Source organism: Flectobacillus sp. (assembly GCF_049240685.1).
In the GTDB taxonomy this organism is placed as follows: Bacteria; Bacteroidota; Bacteroidia; order Cytophagales; family Spirosomataceae; genus Flectobacillus.
In genome coordinates, this window is record NZ_JBMLSD010000099.1 from 25047 (window position 1) to 46224 (window position 21178).

At 37.2% G+C, this 21178-nt stretch carries 12 protein-coding genes; 6 read left to right on the forward strand and 6 right to left on the reverse strand.

Annotated elements, in window-relative coordinates:
• Positions 1-11: 11 nt before the first annotated feature.
• The 3 genes from ACOVQ4_RS04550 (at position 12) to ACOVQ4_RS04560 (ending at position 10260) form a co-directional block, all read left to right on the forward strand.
• On the forward strand, positions 12-3326 hold the full coding sequence (locus tag ACOVQ4_RS04550; RefSeq protein WP_421819468.1) for a VCBS repeat-containing protein: 3315 nt from the start codon (positions 12-14) through the stop codon (positions 3324-3326).
• 74 nt (positions 3327-3400) lie between these two features.
• Positions 3401-6718, forward strand: a complete 3318-nt coding sequence (locus ACOVQ4_RS04555; protein WP_421819469.1) for a VCBS repeat-containing protein — start codon at positions 3401-3403, stop codon at positions 6716-6718.
• Positions 6719-6957: 239 nt separating this feature from the next.
• Entirely contained in the window at positions 6958-10260 is a 3303-nt protein-coding gene (locus ACOVQ4_RS04560; protein WP_421819470.1) for a VCBS repeat-containing protein, read from the forward strand.
• 348 nt (positions 10261-10608) lie between these two features.
• Here ACOVQ4_RS04560 and ACOVQ4_RS04565 read toward each other — a convergent pair whose 3' ends face one another.
• Positions 10609-11361, reverse strand: coding sequence for a porin family protein (locus tag ACOVQ4_RS04565; RefSeq protein ID WP_421819471.1), 753 nt, complete (start codon positions 11359-11361; stop codon positions 10609-10611).
• Positions 11310-12032, reverse strand: a complete 723-nt coding sequence (gene ubiE / locus ACOVQ4_RS04570; RefSeq protein ID WP_421819472.1) for a bifunctional demethylmenaquinone methyltransferase/2-methoxy-6-polyprenyl-1,4-benzoquinol methylase UbiE — start codon at positions 12030-12032, stop codon at positions 11310-11312. Before ubiE ends, ACOVQ4_RS04565 begins: the two co-directional genes overlap by 52 nt.
• A 319-nt stretch (positions 12033-12351) precedes the next feature.
• On the opposite strand from ubiE, the gene ACOVQ4_RS04575 reads away from it, so the two are divergent.
• The 3 genes from ACOVQ4_RS04575 (at position 12352) to ACOVQ4_RS04585 (ending at position 15858) form a co-directional block, all read left to right on the forward strand.
• Complete coding sequence (locus tag ACOVQ4_RS04575; protein ID WP_421819473.1) at positions 12352-12687, forward strand: DoxX family protein; 336 nt, start codon at positions 12352-12354, stop codon at positions 12685-12687.
• Positions 12688-12883: 196 nt separating this feature from the next.
• Positions 12884-15679, forward strand: a complete 2796-nt coding sequence (locus ACOVQ4_RS04580) for a hypothetical protein (protein ID WP_421819474.1) — start codon at positions 12884-12886, stop codon at positions 15677-15679.
• A 17-nt stretch (positions 15680-15696) separates the two neighbouring features.
• Positions 15697-15858 carry a hypothetical protein gene (locus tag ACOVQ4_RS04585; protein WP_421819475.1) on the forward strand — a complete coding sequence of 54 codons (162 nt, stop codon included), beginning with the start codon at positions 15697-15699 and terminating at the stop codon, positions 15856-15858.
• A 91-nt stretch (positions 15859-15949) separates the two neighbouring features.
• Here the strand turns inward: ACOVQ4_RS04585 and ACOVQ4_RS04590 are convergent, their stop codons facing one another.
• From ACOVQ4_RS04590 to ACOVQ4_RS04605, 4 genes are all read right to left on the reverse strand, one after another.
• Positions 15950-17257 carry a TlpA family protein disulfide reductase gene (locus tag ACOVQ4_RS04590; protein WP_421819476.1) on the reverse strand — a complete coding sequence of 436 codons (1308 nt, stop codon included), beginning with the start codon at positions 17255-17257 and terminating at the stop codon, positions 15950-15952.
• A 97-nt stretch (positions 17258-17354) separates the two neighbouring features.
• A complete protein-coding gene (locus tag ACOVQ4_RS04595) occupies positions 17355-17804 on the reverse strand; it encodes a hypothetical protein (RefSeq protein ID WP_421819477.1) in 450 nt (149 codons plus the stop codon).
• 309 nt (positions 17805-18113) lie between these two features.
• Positions 18114-19583, reverse strand: a complete 1470-nt coding sequence (locus ACOVQ4_RS04600) for a TlpA family protein disulfide reductase (RefSeq protein ID WP_421819478.1) — start codon at positions 19581-19583, stop codon at positions 18114-18116.
• A gap of 154 nt (positions 19584-19737) precedes the next feature.
• A complete protein-coding gene (locus ACOVQ4_RS04605; protein ID WP_421819479.1) occupies positions 19738-21162 on the reverse strand; it encodes a TlpA family protein disulfide reductase in 1425 nt (474 codons plus the stop codon).
• Positions 21163-21178 lie beyond the last annotated feature (16 nt).

Below are 21178 nucleotides of genomic sequence, written 5' to 3' on the forward strand. Positions count from 1 at the left end.
TAAACAAAAGAATGAAAGTATTACAACAATTGTCGCTAATAGCCCTGATGGGAATTGGATTGGGATGTTCGAGTAAAAGCGACACCGTGTTCGAACTCATGGATAGCAAGGATACGGGCATTGATTTTGTGAATAAAGTCGAAAACTCAAAAGACTTCAATATATTCAATTACCGCAATTTCTACAATGGCGGAGGCGTAGCCATTGGTGATATTAATAACGACGGTTTGCCCGATATTTTCTTGACTTCCAACATGGGCGCCAACAAATTATATCTCAACAAAGGCGACTGGAAATTTGAAGATATTTCTAAAAAAGCGGGCGTCGAAGAGATTGGTAAATGGAATACAGGTGTGGTTATGGTCGATATTAACCACGATGGTTTGTTGGATATTTATGTTTGCAACGCAGGGATCAATAAGTTTACCCAAAAACAAAAAAATGCCCTTTTTATCAACAATGGTAACTCGACTTTTACCGAATCAGCCGCCAAATATGGCTTAGATGAAGGAGGTTATACTACTCATGCGGCATTTTTTGATTATGATTTAGATGGCGATTTGGATTGTTATATCCTCAACAACAGCTTTATCCCTGTTAATACGCTCAACTATGCCAATAACCGTGAATTACGTGCTGAAGATTGGCCAGTAAAGGATTTCTTGAAAGGCGGAGGCGACAAATTGATGCGCAACGACAACGGCTTTTTCCATGACGTTTCCAAAGATGCAGGTATTTATAGCTCGTTGATTGGTTTTGGCTTGGGTGTAACCATTGGCGATGCCAACAACGATAACTATCCAGATATCTACGTTTCTAATGATTTTTACGAAAAAGACTATCTCTATATCAACCAAAAGGATGGAACTTTCAAAGAAGAAATCGAGCAACGTATGAAGCATATCAGCCTTGCCTCAATGGGAGCAGATATGGCGGATATTAACAATGATGGTTATCAGGAAATTATTACAACAGATATGCTTCCACGAGATGAATATCGTTTGAAGACTACTTCATCTTTCGATAATCATTATGTTTTTAAACTGAAAAAAGAACGTGGTTTTTATAACCAATTCCAGCAAAATAGCCTTCAGTTAAATAACCAAGATGGTACTTTTTCGGAAATAGGAAATTACGCTGGCGTAGCCGCGAGTGATTGGAGTTGGGGAGCTTTGATGTTTGATGCCGATAACGACGGATACAATGATATTTATGTTTGTAATGGTATTTACAACGACGTAATCGACCAAGATTTTATTGACTTTTTTGCCAATGAACTGGTACAGGATATGCGCATGACAGGCGTGAAGCAGGATTTTAATAAAATCATTGAAAAAATGCCTTCAACGCCAATTCCTAACAACTTTTTCCATAATACTAAATCATTGAAGTTTGAGGAAAAGGCCAAAGATTTTGGTTTTGATGCACCGTCGTTCTCGAATGGTGCTATGTACGCCGATTTGGATAACGATGGAGATGAAGATTTGGTGGTAAACAATGTGAATGCTCAGTGTTTTGTATATCGCAACAATTCTGACAAACAGGCCGAAAAGCCTCATTTCTTAAAAGTAAAACTTCAAGGCGAAGGTCAGAATACCTATGCGGTAGGAGCCAAAGTAGATGTTTTTACAGGAAAAGAAACACAAACTCGTTCACTGATTCCTTCTCGTGGATTTCAGTCGAGTGCGGAGTATGTTTTGAATTTCGGTTTAGGGAAAAATACCAAAATAGATTCCCTCATAATTACTTGGCCTGACCAACGTATTAGTATTTACAAAAATCCTAAAATTGATGGCTTGGTTTCTTACCAAATGAAGGATAGTAAAAAAATGTCTTATCCAAAGGCAAAGTTGGTGGATGGTTATTTTCAGTGGGTATCACAGCCGTTTGAAAAACACCAAGAAGACCCTTATGAGGATTTTTACCAAGAAAAAAACCTGCCTGCTATGCTTTCGAAAGAAGGTCCAAAGGCTGCTGTTGGCGATGTCAATGGCGATGGGTTAGAGGATATTTATATAGCAGGTGCAAAAAATCAAGCAGGTATGTTGTATTTGCAAACAGCAGTTGGTTTCAAATTATCCAAACAAGAATCATTTGAAAGAACAGCCTTTTTTGAAGATACTGCGGTGCTATTTTTTGATGCTGACAAAGATGGTGATTTGGATTTGTTCGTAGGTAGCGGAGGTAATGAAGTTTCGGAAGGGACAAATGATTTGCTAAATAGATTATACCTAAACGACGGAAAAGGCAAATTTACTTATTCGTCGGGAGCTATTCCGATGAATACTTTGAACACTTCGGTGGTTTTGCCACTCGATTATGATGCGGATGGCGATATAGATTTGTTTGTAGGAAGTCGTAGTGTGCCAATGCAATACGGCTTGAATCCGAATAGCTTTATTTACCAAAATGATGGAAAAGGAGCTTTTAAAGATGTGACGGCTAGTGTTGCGCCACAATTGAAAGAACTCGGTATGGTGCGTGATGCCTCTTTGTCGGATGTTAACAAAGATGGTAAAAAGGATTTGGTCATCGTGGGCGACTGGATGGCACCTGTGACTTTGTTGGCTAAAGGCGCCAAGTTCGAAAAAGCAGATAATGGTCTGGAAGAATATACAGGTTTCTGGGGAGCAATCAAGGTGTTGGATGTTGACGGCGATGGAGATAACGACATGGTATTGGGCAATATGGGCGAAAACTTTACGCTACATACCCAGTTGGATGCACCACTGAAGATATGGGTAAAAGATTTTGATAAAAATGGAAGCATTGATAAAATCTTGACCAAGACGATTAATGAAAAGGATTCTCCTGTTTTCTTGAAAAGAGAAATGGCAGAGCAATTCCCAGCCTTGAAAAAGCAGATTCTTCAACATGCTGAGTATGCTAAAAAGTCATTGCAAGATTTGTTTCCGTCGGATGTGTTAGAAGGAAGTTTGACCAAAACGGTGGGGTACTGCAAATCTATCGTGGCGATCAACGACGGTAAGGGTAAATTTACAGTTGCAGCCCTACCTGAAGTGGCACAATTATCATGTATCAATGCCATCGAACAAGCTGACGTAAACCACGACGGCAAATCAGATTTGATTATTGGGGGCAATTATACGGGCTTTATTCCGCAGTTGGCGATGATTGATGCAAGTCGTGGAAATGTTTTGATTAATAAAGGAAAAGGACAGTTTGAAGTACTTACCAATCAAGAAAGTGGTTTTGTATTGAATGGTGAAATCAAGCAAATTTTGCCTGTTAAAGTAAAAACCCAAACCGAATATTTGGCACTCATTAATAACGAAGTACCAAGGTTATTTGCGCTCAAAAAATAGTTTTGTTTCCCCTTATGTTGGTAAAACCTTCATAAGGGGAAATTTTCGATATACACATCATTCAAGCTGATTCGATGAAAAGATTTTCATTTCTTATATACCTCCCTGTTGCCCTATTCCTTCTTTTTACACAAAGCTGTCAGAAGAAAACACCTCCTGCCTTTGAGTTGTTAGATGGCGAAACTACGGGTATTGATTTTTCGAACGACCTTAATCCAACCAAAGATTTTAATATTTTTCGTTATATGTATTTCTACAATGGTGGAGGTATTGGCGCAGGAGATTTAAACAACGATGGTTGGATAGATTTGGTCTTTACTGCCAACATGAGCGACAACAAAATCTTTTTGAACAAGGGTAATATGAAGTTTGAAAACATTACCGAAAAAGCAAACTTCAAAGGAGGAAAAGGTTGGTCAAATGGCGTATCGATTGTCGACATAAATCAAGATGGCTTATTGGATATTTATGTCAATCAAGTTGGTGATTTTGAGGTGTTAAAAGGGCATAATTTATTATTTGTTTGCCAGAAAATAGGCGCTGATGGTGTACCTGTGTATGAGGAGCAATCTCAAAAATATGGACTTGATTTGATTGGATTTGGTACACAAGCTGCCTTTTTTGATTATGATTTAGATGGTGATTTGGATATGTTTCAGCTCAATCACTCGGTGCATCAAAACGGAACTTTCGGTTCAAGAGATAATTTTAAAGGAACTATTCACCCGTTGGCTGGCGATAGATTTTACGTAAATAATAATGGCAAATTTGAAGAAATAACCCAGCAGGCAGGTATTGCTGCCGATGCTTTGGGTTATGGATTAGGTATTGGTTTGGGCGATTTCAATTTTGATGGATACCCAGATATGTATATTGGCAATGATTTCCATGAAAATGATTATTTGTACATCAATCAAAAAAATGGAAGTTTTGCTGATCAACTCACAAGTCAAATTGGTCATACCAGCCAGTTTTCGATGGGAGTTGATGTTGCCGATTTGAATAATGATTTTTTGGATGATATTGTGTCAATGGATATGCTTCCTTATGACCGTGAAATCCTCAAACGTTCGGAAGGAGAAGATTCCTATTCTACTTTTTTCTATAAAATTCAAGCAGGTTATGGCTATCAGTTTTCACGCAATAACTTACAGCTCAACCGCGGCGATAATACCTTTAGCGAAATAGGTTTATATGCCAATATGTTTGCCACAGACTGGTCGTGGTCGCCATTGATTTTTGATTTTGATAATGATGGTCGAAAAGATTTGTTTGTATCCAATGGTATTCCGAAACGAGTAAATGATATGGACTATATCAATTTTATTTCTTCGGAAGAAGTCCAAAATAAGCTCGACCAAAAGCAAATGGATGAAAAGGATATTTCTTTGGACGGGAAACTTCCTGAAATCAAAATTCCGAATCAGTTCTTTAAGAATAATCCTAATTTAGCCTTTGAGGAAATCGCTTCGCAAATCGCCAATAATCAAAATTCCTATTCCAATGGCGCTATTTATGCCGATTTGGACAATGATGGCGATTTGGATATTGTGACCAATAATATCAATGAAAAAGCTTACGTCTACAAGAACTTAGCAGATGCCTACGCCCCAGAACAAGGACATACACGTTTGTACTTGAAAGGCAAAGCGCAAAATCTTAATGCAATAGGAGCGAAGGTGTTGATTTTTAAGAAAAATGAAACCCTTTATTTTGAAAAATTCCCTGTTAGAGCCTTTCAAGCTAGTATGGAGATTCCGCTGGTGATGGGATTGGGTAATCGTGCCGAGGTGGATTCTGCGTTTTTGATTTGGCCCGACCGAACTTTTCAGAAAATTAGAAAAGAGGACTTAAAAGATTCTTTAACGATTTCTTACAAGGCTAATCTTCCTGTATTTGATTTTGAAGGTTTCAAAAATAAATATCGTCCGAAAACATATTTCAAAGACGTTTCAGAAATTCTCGGAGTAACAGTAAAACATGAGGAAAACCTTTTCCATGAGTTTGAAAGAGAAGCGTTAATCCCACATAAAATGTCCTCGGAAGGGCCAGCGCTAGCGGTTGCTGACATCAATCATGATGGTTTGGAAGATTTCTTTATTGGTTCATCGCAAACCAGTTTGGCAAAAGTCTACCTTCAGCAAAGTAATGGAAAGTTTAAAGAAATAGCTCAACCCGATTTGCAAAAAGACCTGAATTATGAGGAGGTAGATGCACAATGGATTGACATCAATGGCGATTCACATGTAGATTTGCTAGTGGCAGAAGGTGGAAATCAATACGCTGTTGGCTCCGAATATATCCAGCCTCGTTTGTATCTCAATGATGGTAAAGGGCTTTTGAAAGCTCAAGGAGGCGCTTTCCCAGCAGTTACAATGACCGAAGCCTGCATCAAAGCCCAAGATATTGACGGCGATGGTCGCCCAGAAGTTTTTGTGGGTGGACGCTCGGTTCCTTTTGCTTATGGCAAAATTCCTCCTTCGTATTTGTTCAAATACAATGGAAAACAGTTTGTAGATATTACCGCTAAAATAGCTCCAGAATTATCAGAAGTAGGTTTGGTTAAAAATGCTGAAAGTGTAGATTTAGATAAAGACGGCGATACAGATTTGCTCTTGTCTTTGGAATGGGATGGACTTTGTCTATTCGAAAATCAAAAAGGAAAGTTGGTAAAAAAAATGCTGACGCAAGAAAAAGGTTGGTGGAATTTTACCTACACTACAGACATAGATGCTGATGGCGATTTGGATATTGTAGCAGGAAACTTGGGATTAAATAGCCGACTCAAAGCCACTCCAGAGCAACCTGTGCGTTTGTATGTCAATGATTTTGATAAAAATGGCTCAACCGATGGCTTATTGACTTATTATTTAGGAGGGCAAGAAATTCTTTTTGCCAATAAGACCGAGACACAAAAACAGTTTCCATTTATGAAAAAGAAATTTTTGCTAGCCAAAGATTTTGCCAAAGCCGAAGTCAAAGACTTGGTGGGAAGTAACGAATTGGAAGCAGCCAAAACCTTAGAAGCCAACTATTTTTCAAATGCCGTTTTTATCAATGATGGTAAAGGAAACTTTACTGTAAAAGCCTTGCCATATCAAGCGCAATTTGCCCCATACTTTGCGGCACAAGCCATAAATGCCAATAGCGATAATCTTCCTGATTTTCTCCTGATGGGTAATTTTTATGATTGTAATGTTCAAATGGGACGCTACGATGCCGATTATGGAACCTTGTTGGTCAACAAAGGAAAAGGTGATTTTGAGGTGAAGCCTTTAGGAATTTCTATCAAAGGACAAGTCAAACGATTGAAAGCAATCAAAATACAAGGAAAGACCTATATTTTGGTCGTAAGAAACAATGATACACTGATGGTATTGTCGCAAGTCTAATACTTTTTCCAAATGGTCGAATAAATGCTAAAATACAAACCTCACTATGCGTAAAAGCGTGGTGAGGTTTGTATTTTTGTAAGGAAAAGTTGTAGATAGAGGGAATAGGGGCAAAGGTTCATAGGCACAAAGTAAAAATCGGAGTAGCCTAATGCGTTTGTCTCTTTTTAACCCAATATACCCATACAAAAAATGACCTTGAAAATGCCTAAAGCTTTGGCTCATAGCATTCTGTTTATATGAAAAAAATAGTTGGATTACTAGTATCAATTTTGTGTTTCTGGAGTTGTTCTACATCGCCCAAGGATACGCTTTTTGAAGAGCTATCTGCTAGCCACACTGGTGTAGATTTTACCAATCATATCCTCGATCGACCAGATTTTAACATTTTTAACTACCGCAATTTTTATAATGGCGGTGGTGTGGCTCTTGGTGACCTCAACAATGATGGTTTGCCTGACCTGTTTTTGACTTCTAATTTTGAACAAAATCGTTTGTATCTCAACAAAGGCAATTTACAGTTTGAGGATATTACTGAAAAAGCAGGAATTTCTGGTAAAAAGTTTTGGAGTACAGGCGTAACCATGGCAGATGTCAATGGCGACGGCTTGCTGGATATTTATGTTTGTAACTCAGGAAATAAAGATAACCGTGGAAATCAGCTCTACATAAATCAAGGAATAAAAGCTGGAATGCCGTCTTTCAAAGAACAAGCTCAAGAGTATGGCTTGACCAATGGTGGTTTTACGACTCATGCCGCATTTTTTGATTATGACCGCGATGGCGACCTTGATATGTATTGTCTCAACAACAGCTTTACGCCAATGGATAGACTGGGATATGCCAATCTCAGAGCAAAAAGAGATGCGTTAGGAGGCGATAAACTCTATCGTAATGATAATAACCACTTTGTGGATGTCAGCGAACAGGTAGGTATTTATGGGAGTTTGATTGGTTTCGGATTGGGAGTAACCATCGGTGATGTTAACAACGACAACTGGCCTGATATTTATGTATCTAATGATTTTTATGAAAGAGATTACCTCTATATCAACCAGCGAAATGGTACTTTCAAGGAAGCTATTGAGGAACAAATTGGTCATACGCCATTATCCTCAATGGGCTCCGATATTGCCGATTTGAATAACGACGGTTGGCAGGATATTATCGTAACCGAAATGTTCCCCGAAAGTGAGGAGCGTGTCAAGCGCACTGCCACGTATGAGAGTTATGATTTCTTCCAATTCAAGCTCAAGCAGGACTACTATTACCAATATATGCGCAATATGGTGCATATCAACAATGGCGATGGGACTTTTTCGGAAATGGGTCAGCAATTGGGATTGCACGCCACCGACTGGAGTTGGGGTGGTTTGATGTTTGATATGGATAACGATGGTTTAAAAGACTTTTTTGTGGCAACTGGTATCATGAAAGACCTCACCGACCAAGATTATATTGCCTTCTTGGGCGACGAAAATACCATGCAACAAATGTTGAATGGTAAGAAATTTGATTATCATGAGTTTGTCGATAAAATGACCTCTACACCAGTGCCCAATTATGCTTTCAAAAATTTGGGGAATCTTAAATTCGAAAATCATGCAGCAGATTTTGGACTTGAAGGCCCAGGATTTTCGAATGGCGCTGCTTATGCTGATTTGGATAACGATGGCGATTTGGATTTGGTGGTAAATAACAATGACTCTCCAGTTTCGATTTATAAAAATAAAACAAACGAAAAACTTCAAGCAAATTATCTGAAAGTTCGTTTGAAAGGATACGAGAAAAATGCTTTTGGAGTGGGAGCAAAGGTTTGTATTTTCCAGAAAGGAGAACAGCAGGTTTTACAACAATTACCCAATCGAGGCTTTCAGTCGTCGATGGATTTGTCTTTAAATTTTGGTTTAGGAAAAAACACTACCGTCGATTCCTTGGTAATTGTATGGAGTGACGATGCTAAACAGACCTTGCGGAACATCAAAGCCAATCAAACGCTTACGCTAGACCACGCCCAAGCCCAAGAGAAATTTGTGTATAAAGCGCCAAGTAATCCGAAACCATTGTTAGTTAACCACACCGTACAGTCAGGTTGGAAATATACCCATGTCGAAAATGACTTTGTAGATTATAACCGTGATGGTTTACTCAAACAAAAATACTCTACCCAAGGGCCAGCCTTAGCAGTAGGCGACATCAATGGCGATGGTATCGAAGATGTGTTTATTGGAGGCTCGGCTACACAACCCAAACAAATATATCTTCAAACAGCTTCTGGGCAGTTATCCTTGAAAAATATGCCTTCATTTGAGCCTTACAAGGGTTTTGAGGTGGTAGATGCCCTGTTTTTTGATGCTGATGGTGATAAAGATTTGGACTTATATTGGGTTACGGGAAGTAACGAGTTTTTACCTAACGACCCACAATTGGCGGATTGTCTTTTCTTGAATGATGGGAAAGGAAATTTTACTTATAGTCCAACTCTCCCAACTAATCGTACCAGTGGGGCTTGTGTCAAAGCCTTAGATTATGATTTAGATGGCGATTTAGATTTGTTTGTGGGCACTCGTATGACTCCCGCACGCTATGGGCAGAACCCCAATAGTTTTATTTTACAGAATGATGGCAAGGGTAATTTCAAAGATGTTTCGAGCCAGCTTCTAGGTACTAACCAAGCTTTAGGAATGATTACCGATGTGACTATTCAGGATTTGAATGGCGACCGTTACCCCGAAATTATGGCCGTTGGCGACTGGATGCCTGTGGTTATTTTACAAAATAATAAAGGTAAAAATTTCACAAAAACAGACTTCGGAAATCAGGCATTGAACGGCTGGTGGAATGCCATCCAAGCTGCAGATTTGGATAATGATGGCGATTTAGATTTTGTGTTGGGGAATTTAGGCAATAACCATCACTTCAAAGTTTCTGCTACCGAGCCAGCGGAATTATATGTAAATGATTTTGATAAAAATGGTTCTTATGAGCAAATCATGACTTGTTATCGCCAAGGAGAACCTTGGCCGATGGTCTTAAAAGCCGATTTACAAAAGCAGTTACCAGAAATAAAACAAAAGTTTTTGAAGTTCTCAGATTATGCTTCAGCTCAAATGGGAGACCTTTTTGAAGATAGTCAATTGGAATCTGCCACGGTGCAAAAGGTCAATAATAGCGAGTCTGGCGTTTTGTGGAATATAGGCAAAGGACAATTTAAGTTTATGCCATTCCCTATGATGGCACAAACCTCGCCTATTACCAGTATTCAGTGTATTGACCTGAATAAAGATGACGTCTTAGAAATTATCATGAATGGCAACTTCTTTGATGTTTTACCAGAAATCGGCAGATTTGATGCCAACTACGGCGTAATTCTTCAAAATGATGGGAAAGGTAATTTTAGAAAAATGACTTCTTTAGAAACAGGATTTTTAGTAAAAGGACAAGTGCGCAAAACTAGAATTCTCAAAAAAGCCAATGGCAAAAAAGCCCTACTCATCGCCAAAAATAATGATATAGCAGAGGTTTGGGATATTTTGAAGTAGTATGAGTTTTGAATTGTCCTTTGTCCTTGCCTAAAATAGGTTGCTTTTTAGATTTGGCGTATTGCTTAAAAAAGCTCCTACAGAGCTGAGGTAAATGCTTGAAACGTTCCTTCCAATTTTCCTAATAAACCGAAGGATTTCAAACTATTGCAGATTTGGGATTTCTGATTTCGGAAATAAAGTAAAATACCTTTGTTTTTTGCAAAATATAGAAGATTATACTTCCGAAATCCAACATCCGATATCCGAAATAAACACATAGTAGCATCAAAAAAGCGGTCGAAAAGTGCTTTTCGACCGCTTTTTTGATGAATTATCCAATAACAAATAACTATTAACAAATAACCTTTACTCAAACATCAAATACAGCGTAACTGAGTGAGAGTTAAGTTTTTGGATGGCATTTGCATACGAAAATGGATTAGTCGGTGCTATGTACATATTGACCAAACCATGTGAGAATCGTAGTTCTGGCGTAAATTTGAAATACTTGAAAAACTGTTCAAATCCAATACCATATTCTATTGAAAAATCTCCCGTTCGAGTATTTAATCGTGTGGTTGTCGCTGCATTTTTCCTTACATTGGCTTCAATACCTATCTTAAATCCTGCATCAATAAACATCCTCGAATTACCTCGTCTTTGTGATTTTAGCTTTAGTAATACAGGTATTTCAAGCCACGTTGACTCTCGCAATTCGGGTGGATAATTGGGAGAGTTATTAAATCGGTAATCAATTTCACGACCATACAAGGCAATATTGAGACCTGTTTTGAGGTCAAAATGCTTGCTTAGCGTAAAATTGGCAATACCTCCAACAAGGAAGGCAAAATTGCCAGGCGAAATAATCGACCGTGAAGTATCGGAGGGCGCTGCTACTTGCGGCCCATGATACAAATTGAATCGGGCGTCTCCAAAACCGAAAAGAAAACCGAAGTGAACGAGTTTTTCATCATAAAACTCGTCATTGATTCTTTTGTATTTGTATCGTTGTGCCTGTGAGTGTTGCGATAAGCCCAATACAAAAAGGCTTGTAACAGTAGCAAAAACTATTTTTTGCCAATGTAAATCGTACTTATTCCGAACGTAAGTGGTAAGCATTGAGTCTTCGTAAAACCTGCTTTATGATATACCTTCAAAAAGTTTTCTCCATCTGGAAAGGCTTGTACAGACTCAGGAAGGTATGTATAAGCAGACGAATCTTTTGAAACCATATTTCCAATAACAGGCAAAATGTATTTGAAATAGAAATTATAAATCTGTTTGAAAGGGAATGATTTAGGTTTGGAAAACTCCAAAACGATACAAGTTCCGCCTGGCTTCAACACACGGCACATATCAGTGAGCCCTTTCTCCAAATTTTCAAAGTTTCTTACGCCAAAACTAACGATGACAGCATCAAAAGTATTGTCTTCGAAAAGTAATCTTTCCGAATCACCTAATTGCATTTCGATGATATTATCAACACCCAATTTTTTGATTTTCTCTTTCCCTACATTCAACATTCCTTCCGAAATATCCACTCCGACAATTTTTTCGGGCTTTAGAGCCAATGCCTCAATAGCAAAATCACCCGTTCCAGTAGCAATATCAAGGATGTTTTTGGGCTGGGCAGCTTTCAATAATTTGATGGCTTTTTTACGCCATAAAATATCAATACCACCGCTCAAAAGGTGATTTAAAAAGTCGTATTTATGTGAAATATTATTAAACATTTGAGCTACTTGCTCCTTTTTGCTAGCCTCTTGCTCTTTGTATGGAAGTACTGTCATTGTACAAAATATTTTGATGAAAAAAATGCCTTGGAAGTCTAACCGCTCTTCTGTAATTTGTAGAATCCAAAACAGACCACAAAGTTACACTTCCTAGCTGAGATAACAGCCTGTAAAATAAGAATGTTTTAGGATACCTAAATTATCACTACCTTAGTGTATCTTGAGTGTGGAGCTATCAGAAGGATTTGGGATTTTAGATTTCGGCTTTCAGATTCGTAAATATCTAATAGTTTTATCTTAAAAAACTCATCAGAATCCCAAATCCACAATCAAAATCTCTTATCCAACATTTTCCTAACCTTTCAAATCCATCACTATGATGTACTTATTGAGTTTATTAATGATATTGGCTGGTATTTTTCATTTTGTAAAGCCCAAGTTTTTTCTAGCAATAATGCCGCCATATATTCCTGCTCATCAATTCATGGTGGCATTGAGCGGTGTAGCTGAAGTTATTCTTGGGGCAGGACTCTTATTTGAAAATACTCGTTCGTGGGCTGCGTGGGGATTAATCGCACTTTTTGTGGCGGTTTTTCCAGCCAATATTTACATGGCGACTTCCGATAAATTTAAACAATTTCCTAAATGGATTTTGTATGCTCGTTTGCCTCTTCAATTTGCCCTCATGGTATGGGCATATAGCTATGTGTAATGGTTGTCGGCTGTCGGCTTTCAGCTGTCGGCTTTCAGCGATGGGCTATATCAGCCGTCAGCACTCGGAAATATATCCTTTCGACCGCCGACAGCCGACCGCCGACCGCCGACCGCCGACCGCCGATAGCCGACAGCCGATAGCTGACCGCCGATACCCGACCACCTGCCACTCTTTCTAACTCATAAAATAATCTATGAAAACACGTTTACTATTAGTGGGAATATGCTTGTTTTGGGGCTTTTCCTCATTTTCTCAAAATGCTTATTATGATGCGCTCACCTTGCGTGTGTACAAGGATTCTTTGGAGAAAATTTATCCAAATGCAAGCCGTGGAGGCGCCAAAAGGACTTTCTTTGGCTATTTGGATACGAAAAGAGTGATGAATGCCAAAGATTATGAGGCGATTAAAAGTTTTGTAAAAAAGCCTTTTTCTAAAGTCAATAATGAGCTGAATACCATTAATCAGTTGCCAAATGCCTTTAAATTGTTTCATGAGTTTGACGGTGCTCAGTCAGTAATCAATGACAAAGCTCGTGTAACAGCCAAGGCAATAGATACGCTTATGAGCAAACTCAAACTACGCATCGACTCGCTCAATACACGCTACAAAGTCAATGTGGTATATAAAACGACCAGTTTTGCAGGTTCTGAACGTTTGCCTATTTCGAGCCGTAATTTGTATGTGAAGTTTGAGCCAATGCCCGATTCTGTTCGACAAAAATATCAAGAGTCGATTCAAATAACTCAGTTTAAAGTGGGTGAAATAGCGTCTGATTTGGATTCGACCTTAAGCGAAATGGCGGGCGCTCGCATAGCGATTATGGATTCGGTTATTAACAAAAATCTTATCAAGAAAAAGGAAAAAGAGATTCTCGAAACGCAATCTTTTGTGACTACAGATGCCCTTAACAATACGCGTAAACCTCAGTTGCAAAGTACTTCAACCTCTGGTTCGGGCTTATCGCTCGACATGACTACTCGCATGGTGGACGCCACCGCCAGATGGTTGGTCAAACGTACTAAACAAGAATTGACTTTAGCTTTTTTTGATAAACTCCGAAATCGTCTCGATACGATTCCTGAGCTGAGGGCTTTCTTTCCTGCTACTTACTTGATGTTACAAAATGATGAAAATATTTACCGTTTACCTTCTCTAGGAAATACTTGGTTGGCTGCCTTTCATTCGGATGTAACCAAAATTCCACAGAATTTTGAAAGTTATATTCAACAATATCATCCAGAAATGTTGAAAGAGGATAGTTTCAAAATCTTCTTGATGACTTATCATTCTTTTGATTTATTGGAAAAAGGTACCAACCCAGCAACGCTTTTAGATTTTCTGAAAACACGTTATGCCACCGATGCCGACATTCGAACGTCGGAGGTGAGTCGCACGATACGTTTGTTGGCTTTGTTGTCAGACAACCTTATTGATTTGACTAACGACCCTGCTAATAAGATGTGGATTCGTCCTTCGGAGGCATTGAAGCAGTTTTCTGACCCTTTGGTTGGTCGCTATTTTTTGGGCTTGTTGTACCAAAAAGATACCTTGCTTTTCAATAATTTGAAAGTAGGTGCGGACGGGCAGAGTCTTGGAAATTGGCTCGGTGAGTCCAATAATCGTTTGGAATATTTTAATCAGACAGTTAGCCAGTTTTTACTCATGCTAGATGATATTCAAAAGCAAATTTTGTATAATTCTACTTCGGATAATCTGCCTTTGCGAGATGTGAAGCCATTTTTACACTACACCCAATCAATTTTTGACATGGTAAATGTAGGTTTTCAAATCAAATATTTACTAAAAAGTGGCGAGCCAGATACAAGTTTTTACAAAAGTGCTTACAATCAAAAATGGAAACCCATCGCCACCGATGCCATCGAAGCAATTAAGGCATTTTATACCAAAAGCTATGGTTCAGGCTTATTGCATACCATTGCGGCAATGAAGCCTATATGGGCAGAGGTTCGTCCTAAAGATGTCCGCTTAGGGCTTTTGAATAATGGCTTGGCGATTTTACAAAAAACACATATTGCTCAGGTAGAAAAGGATTTGCTGACCAATAAAGGCTTGATTGCAACAAAAGAAAAAGAAGCGAATGTGCTCTTAAAGCAACTGAAAGACAATATGGACAAAGATTCTTTGAGAATTTTGACCATTAAAAAATTACAAGAAACCAAAACCCAATTGGAGTTGCTACAAAAGCAAGTAGAAGATTTGACAAGTCAGAAAAGGACTTTTGAAAGTATTCAAAAAAGCTTATCAGAAGTAAAAAATATCGATGAATTGATGGCTCAAAATAATACCAAGGTTCAGGAAAAACAGAAGGAACGTCTTAAAGCAAAATTTGACCAAATCACGTTTTATGCCAATTTTATGACCGATGTAATTACCTCCGATTCGACCACGGATTTGCAGGAGATTATTGATAAATATGCGGCTCCTGTTGGCTCGTATAGTCTTAAGCGCAAAAATGCCTTTAGTCTCGACATTAATGCCTATCCAGGGTTGTATGCGGGCGTTGAGCAACCCATTGCCTCAAGTAGAGGCGTGTCGCAAAGTGCCTTCGTGACAGGTATTACTGCACCGATTGGTGTGGCATTTAGTTGGGGCAAAAAACGTAAGGTATTGGGCGGTTACGAAAGAGATAGTCGAGGAGGACATTCGCTGAGTTTATTTGTGCCAATTGTAGATATTGGGGCGGCATTTAGCTATCGTTGGTCACAAGGAGATGAGATTAATGGTTTTCCGAAAATCAAGTTTTCACAAATCTTTGCGCCAGGTTGTTATGTGGTTTGGGGCGTCAAAAATGCGCCAATTGCCTTGAAAGTAGGTGCGCAAATCACACCACAATTGAGAGATGTCAACGTAACCAGTTCATCAGGCGGTTTGACTAATACCGTTTCAGAAGTAAGCATGTTGCGTTATGGCATGACTTTGAGCGTAGATATACCAGTTTTTCATCTTTTTGAAAAGAGGATGAGATAGGGGGTAAATGTTTTTGAATGAGTAGTTATTATTTACAAGTAGAGACGCAATGCTTTGCTTCTAGCGATATGTCATTCCTCTTAGCGGGCGACTTAAGTCGCCCGCTAAGAGGAAAACATTTTGAGGTATCGGCTTTCAGCTTAGGGCATTTTCGTCAAAAACATACCTATCGTTACTAAAAAACAATTGTACACTCCTTGCTTTGTGCCTGTTGCCTATTGCCTAAAAAAAACTCAAATCTAATTTTGCTCACTTTCTCCAGTGTCTCCTTTACAAAAGCTCTTTTAACAACTCCTTAAGTTTGGGGTCGGATGGGCGAGGAGCGTTGGTGTTGATAAATTTGCCATTTTTGTCAATAATCATATAGCGAGGAATGGATTTAATCTTATATTTTTTGGCAAGCTCCGAGCCGAAATCTTTGGACAAAAGATAATTAGCTGAAAGAGAAAGATCTTCTGATTTTACAGCCTTTTGCCAAGCTACTTTGTTTTCATCCATCGAGATGGTAATGACTTGCAATCCTTTGGCTTGATAGGAGGTAATAAGCTTTTTAGAATCAGGAATTTCTTGTCTACACGGTGCACACCAACTTGCCCAAAAGTCAAGGTAAATGACTTTTCCTTTGTGTTGTTTTAGGATTTCATCCATAGAAATACTCTCATTTTTTTCAGATAGTAGATTTCCATTTTTGACTTTTGGACCACTTAGATATTTCTCTTTGAGATACTCGATATACTCTTTATTTTGCGAAGTATTGAGATAATTTTGGAGTGCAGTATCAAACTTAGCATCTTGTTTTTGAGGATGACACAGAAATACAAACAGCAAAAAATCTTTGATTTTTCCTCTAAAATTACTTGAAATTGATTGTTCGATACCACCAAAATCGGTAGTTGATACCATCGCCTTTTTTAGCAAGGCTTTTTCATAATTGATCAATGCATTACGAAATTGAGCATCTTTCAGAAGGCTTTCATTTTGATAAGCGACTTTTTCTTTTTCGAGTAGTGCCCACGCCGAGCCTAATGTGTTTTTCCCTTCAGGATATAAGTAGTTTGAGGCGATAAGTGTTAGATAATCGCTGTAAACATGATTTTTTAGTATTTCGATATAGCTTGGGGTTACTACATTTTTGGTATTTGCAGCATCAATTTTTTGCCAAATAGAGCGGTAGTCTAGCGATTTGCCAAAAGAAAAAAAATCTTGATTACTGGCTACGATAGGTACTAGAAAAGCCAATTCGTTAGTTCGGTTTTTATCGTCAGATACCAATCTTGTGATTTTTTCAGCATCTTTGATAACATATAATTTCTCGGAATTGGTAATGGGAAAGGTCATTTGTTTCTCAGTATCCTTAAGAATTAGTAAATCCCTAAATGCGATTTTGATTTTTTTAGTTTGATTAAATTCAATTGGCGTCGGGAATTCTTGAAATTGATTGTAGTAATACAGATAGGCTTTTTCGCCTGATTTAAGCTTACTAATGATTTCGACAGTGTCGGTAGAAATGCCATTTTGTGCAGACCCTGCAAAGGCAAAGAGTAGTAAAAGTACCAATAGAGATAGGGTGTATTTCACGGTAAAATTTGGTTTTTATGGTGAGAAAATTAAAAATTGCTGTTTTATAATTTTAAAATAAGTCATACCTCTCAGTGAAAATGCCTTAAAAGCCGAACTAAGGAAAATTAAATGCTAAAATAGTTTTATACCTTAACTTTCTACCGTCTTGAGTTGCAGGAATCCATCTTGGAGATGAATATAGCGCATATTTTATACTATTTTCTAACTCTGGATTATTGTGCGTTATCATTTCTACTTCTGAAATACATCCATTTTTTTCTATAATAACCCAACACAAAATCTTGGTTTTGCTTTTAATAAACCTTGCGGCATTTCTTAATGAAACTCTTTTAATATAAGAATCAAGTGAGTCTTTACCTCCAATAAATACTGCGGGGTACTCAGTAACCATGTATGCTATTGTATCTGGATTTTTGTTTTGATAAGACTCCATAATTGATTTGACATCTATTATTGTAATGGTATCTCCTCTTTGTGAAAAAGCACTATTGGTAAAAAATATAGCCAAAATTGTAACCATAAAAAGTACAAATAAGATTTTCATAATTTTAATATTGTGTTTTAAATTGATATCCTCCAACCGTTCTTCTAGTAGCAGTGTAACAGCCATAAACTTTTACATGAGAAGCCCCAACAAATTGACTCCTACAGCCAGTATTACATCACTCATAATACAAGCTCCAAGTCCTATTGTATGTAAATTATCATACTATACAGAATAACTACAATATATTACGTCACGAGTCAAATGAATTTTTGGTGTTTCATGGTTATTCAAAAATGATGTTGGTGCTTCGCTTTTACCTGCTAACTCAAGCCAACTATTACAATCTAATTATTTGGTATATACACCTTATTTTTCTTTGAGTAATTCATCAAAAACCTTTATAAGTCTAGGGTCGGAAGGACGTGGAGCATTTTGATTAATAACTACCCCTTTAGAATCAATAATCATATACCTAGGAATAGAGATAACCTTATATTTTTGAATAAGAGTATTGTTTTTAGGATTGGTTATTAAGAAGTTTTTCTTCAAAGGTAGAGCAAGTTGATTTATCGCTGTTTTCCATTGAGTAGCATTTTGATCAATGGAAAGGTATATGAAGTTTATATCCTTTTCATACTTTTCTTGTAACTTTTTAGAATGTGGTACTTCGACTCGACAAGGACCACACCACGATGCCCAAAAGTCAACATAGGTAAGTTTATTTTCCTTTAGTAATTCACTCAATGACTGCTTTTGATTTTGTACAGATAAAACTTCATCACGGTTATTGATTGGAGTAAAAAAGAAAGCATATTTATCAAGGACTATATTTTTAGCTGTACTATCCTGAGTATTGGTAAGAAAAGAATCATAGTATTTTTTACTGATATTTCTCGAAAAAGACTTGAAAATCCTGTCTAATTCTCGCAATAAAAGAAAGTTTTTATGTCTGGTTAGAAATAGGTCACTCTGGTTTATTTTATCGTATATTTCAGCGTAGTCTCTATTTGTAAGATCATTAAATGGAATTTCTTTGGCTTTTTCGACAATAAATTTATCGGTAATACATTCAGCTAATTTGTAATGGTATTTGTCGGGGTAAAGAAGCGTATTAGGGTAGGAGTTTAGTAATATTCTGGCAGAATCAAAGTTTATTTTAGATTCCAAGATATTTAGTGAGAGCAAAAAAGTCCTAAATTTCGTTTTATTAAAACTAGCCGTATTGGAGGAAATTAGGGCATTTTGCTCTAAAGAATCTACTATTTGAGTAGCCGATTTTATACAAGCGGCAATTTCCTCAAATGCTTGTTTTTTTACGAGATACTTTTTTTTAGGAGTCTTCAATGCCTCCTCAATAGACATAAAATGTAGTGGATTATAGTATTTTTTGACTAAAATTAATGGGTTTTTATCTCTGTGATATAATATATCATCTATCTTAAATTCTAAAGGCTGAGTTGTTCTGTTGGTTACATTTATTGCTATTTGCTCATTATTTAAAGATAGAATAACCTTGTCTCCATTTTTAACAACTACTTCAACTTCACTTTGTAGGGTTCTACAATTGAGTATATAGAAATCGTCTTCTGTAGAAAATAATAGGGTAGTGATGGTATCTTTTAATGACTGTTTGTTGAGTATTTCAATCCCATTAGGATGACGACTATCATACACAGTTACATAGGGAAATAAATACCAAAAATTATTGTACTTATCAATATTCCGTTTTGTTTGTTTATCCATTGTCACGACTATAGAATCTGGTTTTTGAGTCTGTGAAATAGATGAAAAACAAATGGTTATGAAAAGTAATAAGAAGATGAGATTGCCTTTCATTCTGGATTGTTTTTGAGATTTAGACTATATTGATTGTTGGATAATACTTGTTAACTAGTAAACTGTTAAATGATAAATTTGGCAATTTTTCAAAGAGAGAGCTTCACTCAGAGAAATTCATTCAATTCTACACAAGTGTATCGCTACTCGTTCATTACTTTTCTATGAGTAATTCATCAAAAACTGTTTTAAGTTTAGCATCCGAAGGACGTGGAGCGTCAGCATTTAAGACTTTACCATATTGGTCAATAATCATATATCTGGGAATACTTGTGATATTAAACTGCGATAATATGGCAGAGTTTTTAGATGAACCTATCAAATAATGGCTTTCCTTTGACATATTTCGGGCAAGTATGGAGTTTTCCCAATGTTTGTAGTTTTCATCTTGGGAGAGATAAACAAAGTTAATGTTGGGATATTTTTTCTGAACCTCATGCGAATATTTCATTTCTTCAATACATGGTTTGCACCAGCTTGCCCAAAAATCTAAATAGGTGATTTTTCCAGCATTTTTTTCCAATAACTGCTTCCAAGTAAGTGTTTTTTTGTCTGAAAAATGAATAACAGTCGAACTATCTAATGATTTATTCCCACTCGAATTTAAAGTATTCGCCATGAATTGATATTGCTCTTTTAGGTTGTTTTTCAACACAATATTTTCTGCATCTTTTTGGAAATAAGTATAAAGTGTAGAGATATTTTTAGAAGAATTGATAATACAAAAATCAACAAATCTATATAAAACGATGTCTCGGGTTTTTCCTGAATATTTGGTTTTGAGGTTTTGATAGAAGTCTATTTCAGATTTTCCTTCTTGTAACAAAGATTCTAACAAAAATATAGCATACCCATAAATTGGAATTTCGCTGGCACTATCATCAAGCTTAAAATCAGCAAGAAAACGGGCTACTTGAGCATCCTGAATGATAGCTTTGTTTTTTGGGAGATTTTCTTGGTAGAGAGCTAAAAAATCAAAGTATTGTTTGTAGTAAAATTCTTTGCTCATGAAATTCTTAAAAGCTGAGTTTGAATGATTGACTTGAAAGAATTGGTCGGCAAATGCTATATGCTTTTGATAGGCTTCTTTTATTTTTTGCAGTCTTATCGCTGGTTTATCATCACCGAAGGGTGTTGACACAGACCAACCTTCATAGTTTCCAAATTGTTCTCTGAACTGAGGGGAAAAAGAAAGTTCTTTATTTCTTTGGTCAGATTTGCCAGAAATGTTGGTGATTGATTGTGGCTTTGCTAGAAATACGGTATCGTTTGGATATAACAAAAAAGTATTTTGCACAATTTTACTATTACCTATCATATCAGAACTGATGAGTCTAACAGGAATCGTACTTTTTATAAGAATAGTATCGTGGGCTGACGTCGCTTCATAAGGTTGAGTAGCGGCATCAAGCAAAGAAGACCAATCAAAAAAGATTTGCTTCTTTAAGGGGTTATTGATGATAATGGTAATGTTTTGTGGCGTCGTAGGCATTTCTGTACTCGACTGATTATCGTCTTTCCTATCGCTTTTACAAGAATAGAAAATAATACAGAGTAGAGCTATAATAACAGGTTTCATAGTTGTAGGGTTTGTG

Bases quoted from the DNA above. Each gene is read 5' to 3' on its own strand.
- ACOVQ4_RS04550 (WP_421819468.1), top strand. From the start codon at position 12: ATGAAAGTATTACAACAATTGTCGCTAATAGCCCTGATGGGAATTGGA.
- ACOVQ4_RS04555 (WP_421819469.1), top strand. From the start codon at position 3,401: ATGAAAAGATTTTCATTTCTTATATACCTCCCTGTTGCCCTATTCCTT.
- ACOVQ4_RS04560 (WP_421819470.1), top strand. From the start codon at position 6,958: ATGAAAAAAATAGTTGGATTACTAGTATCAATTTTGTGTTTCTGGAGT.
- ACOVQ4_RS04565 (WP_421819471.1), bottom strand. From the start codon at position 11,361: ATGCTTACCACTTACGTTCGGAATAAGTACGATTTACATTGGCAAAAA.
- ubiE (WP_421819472.1), bottom strand. From the start codon at position 12,032: ATGACAGTACTTCCATACAAAGAGCAAGAGGCTAGCAAAAAGGAGCAA.
- ACOVQ4_RS04575 (WP_421819473.1), top strand. From the start codon at position 12,352: ATGATGTACTTATTGAGTTTATTAATGATATTGGCTGGTATTTTTCAT.
- ACOVQ4_RS04580 (WP_421819474.1), top strand. From the start codon at position 12,884: ATGAAAACACGTTTACTATTAGTGGGAATATGCTTGTTTTGGGGCTTT.
- ACOVQ4_RS04585 (WP_421819475.1), top strand. From the start codon at position 15,697: ATGAGTAGTTATTATTTACAAGTAGAGACGCAATGCTTTGCTTCTAGC.
- ACOVQ4_RS04595 (WP_421819477.1), bottom strand. From the start codon at position 17,804: ATGAAAATCTTATTTGTACTTTTTATGGTTACAATTTTGGCTATATTT.
- ACOVQ4_RS04600 (WP_421819478.1), bottom strand. From the start codon at position 19,583: ATGAAAGGCAATCTCATCTTCTTATTACTTTTCATAACCATTTGTTTT.
- ACOVQ4_RS04605 (WP_421819479.1), bottom strand. From the start codon at position 21,162: ATGAAACCTGTTATTATAGCTCTACTCTGTATTATTTTCTATTCTTGT.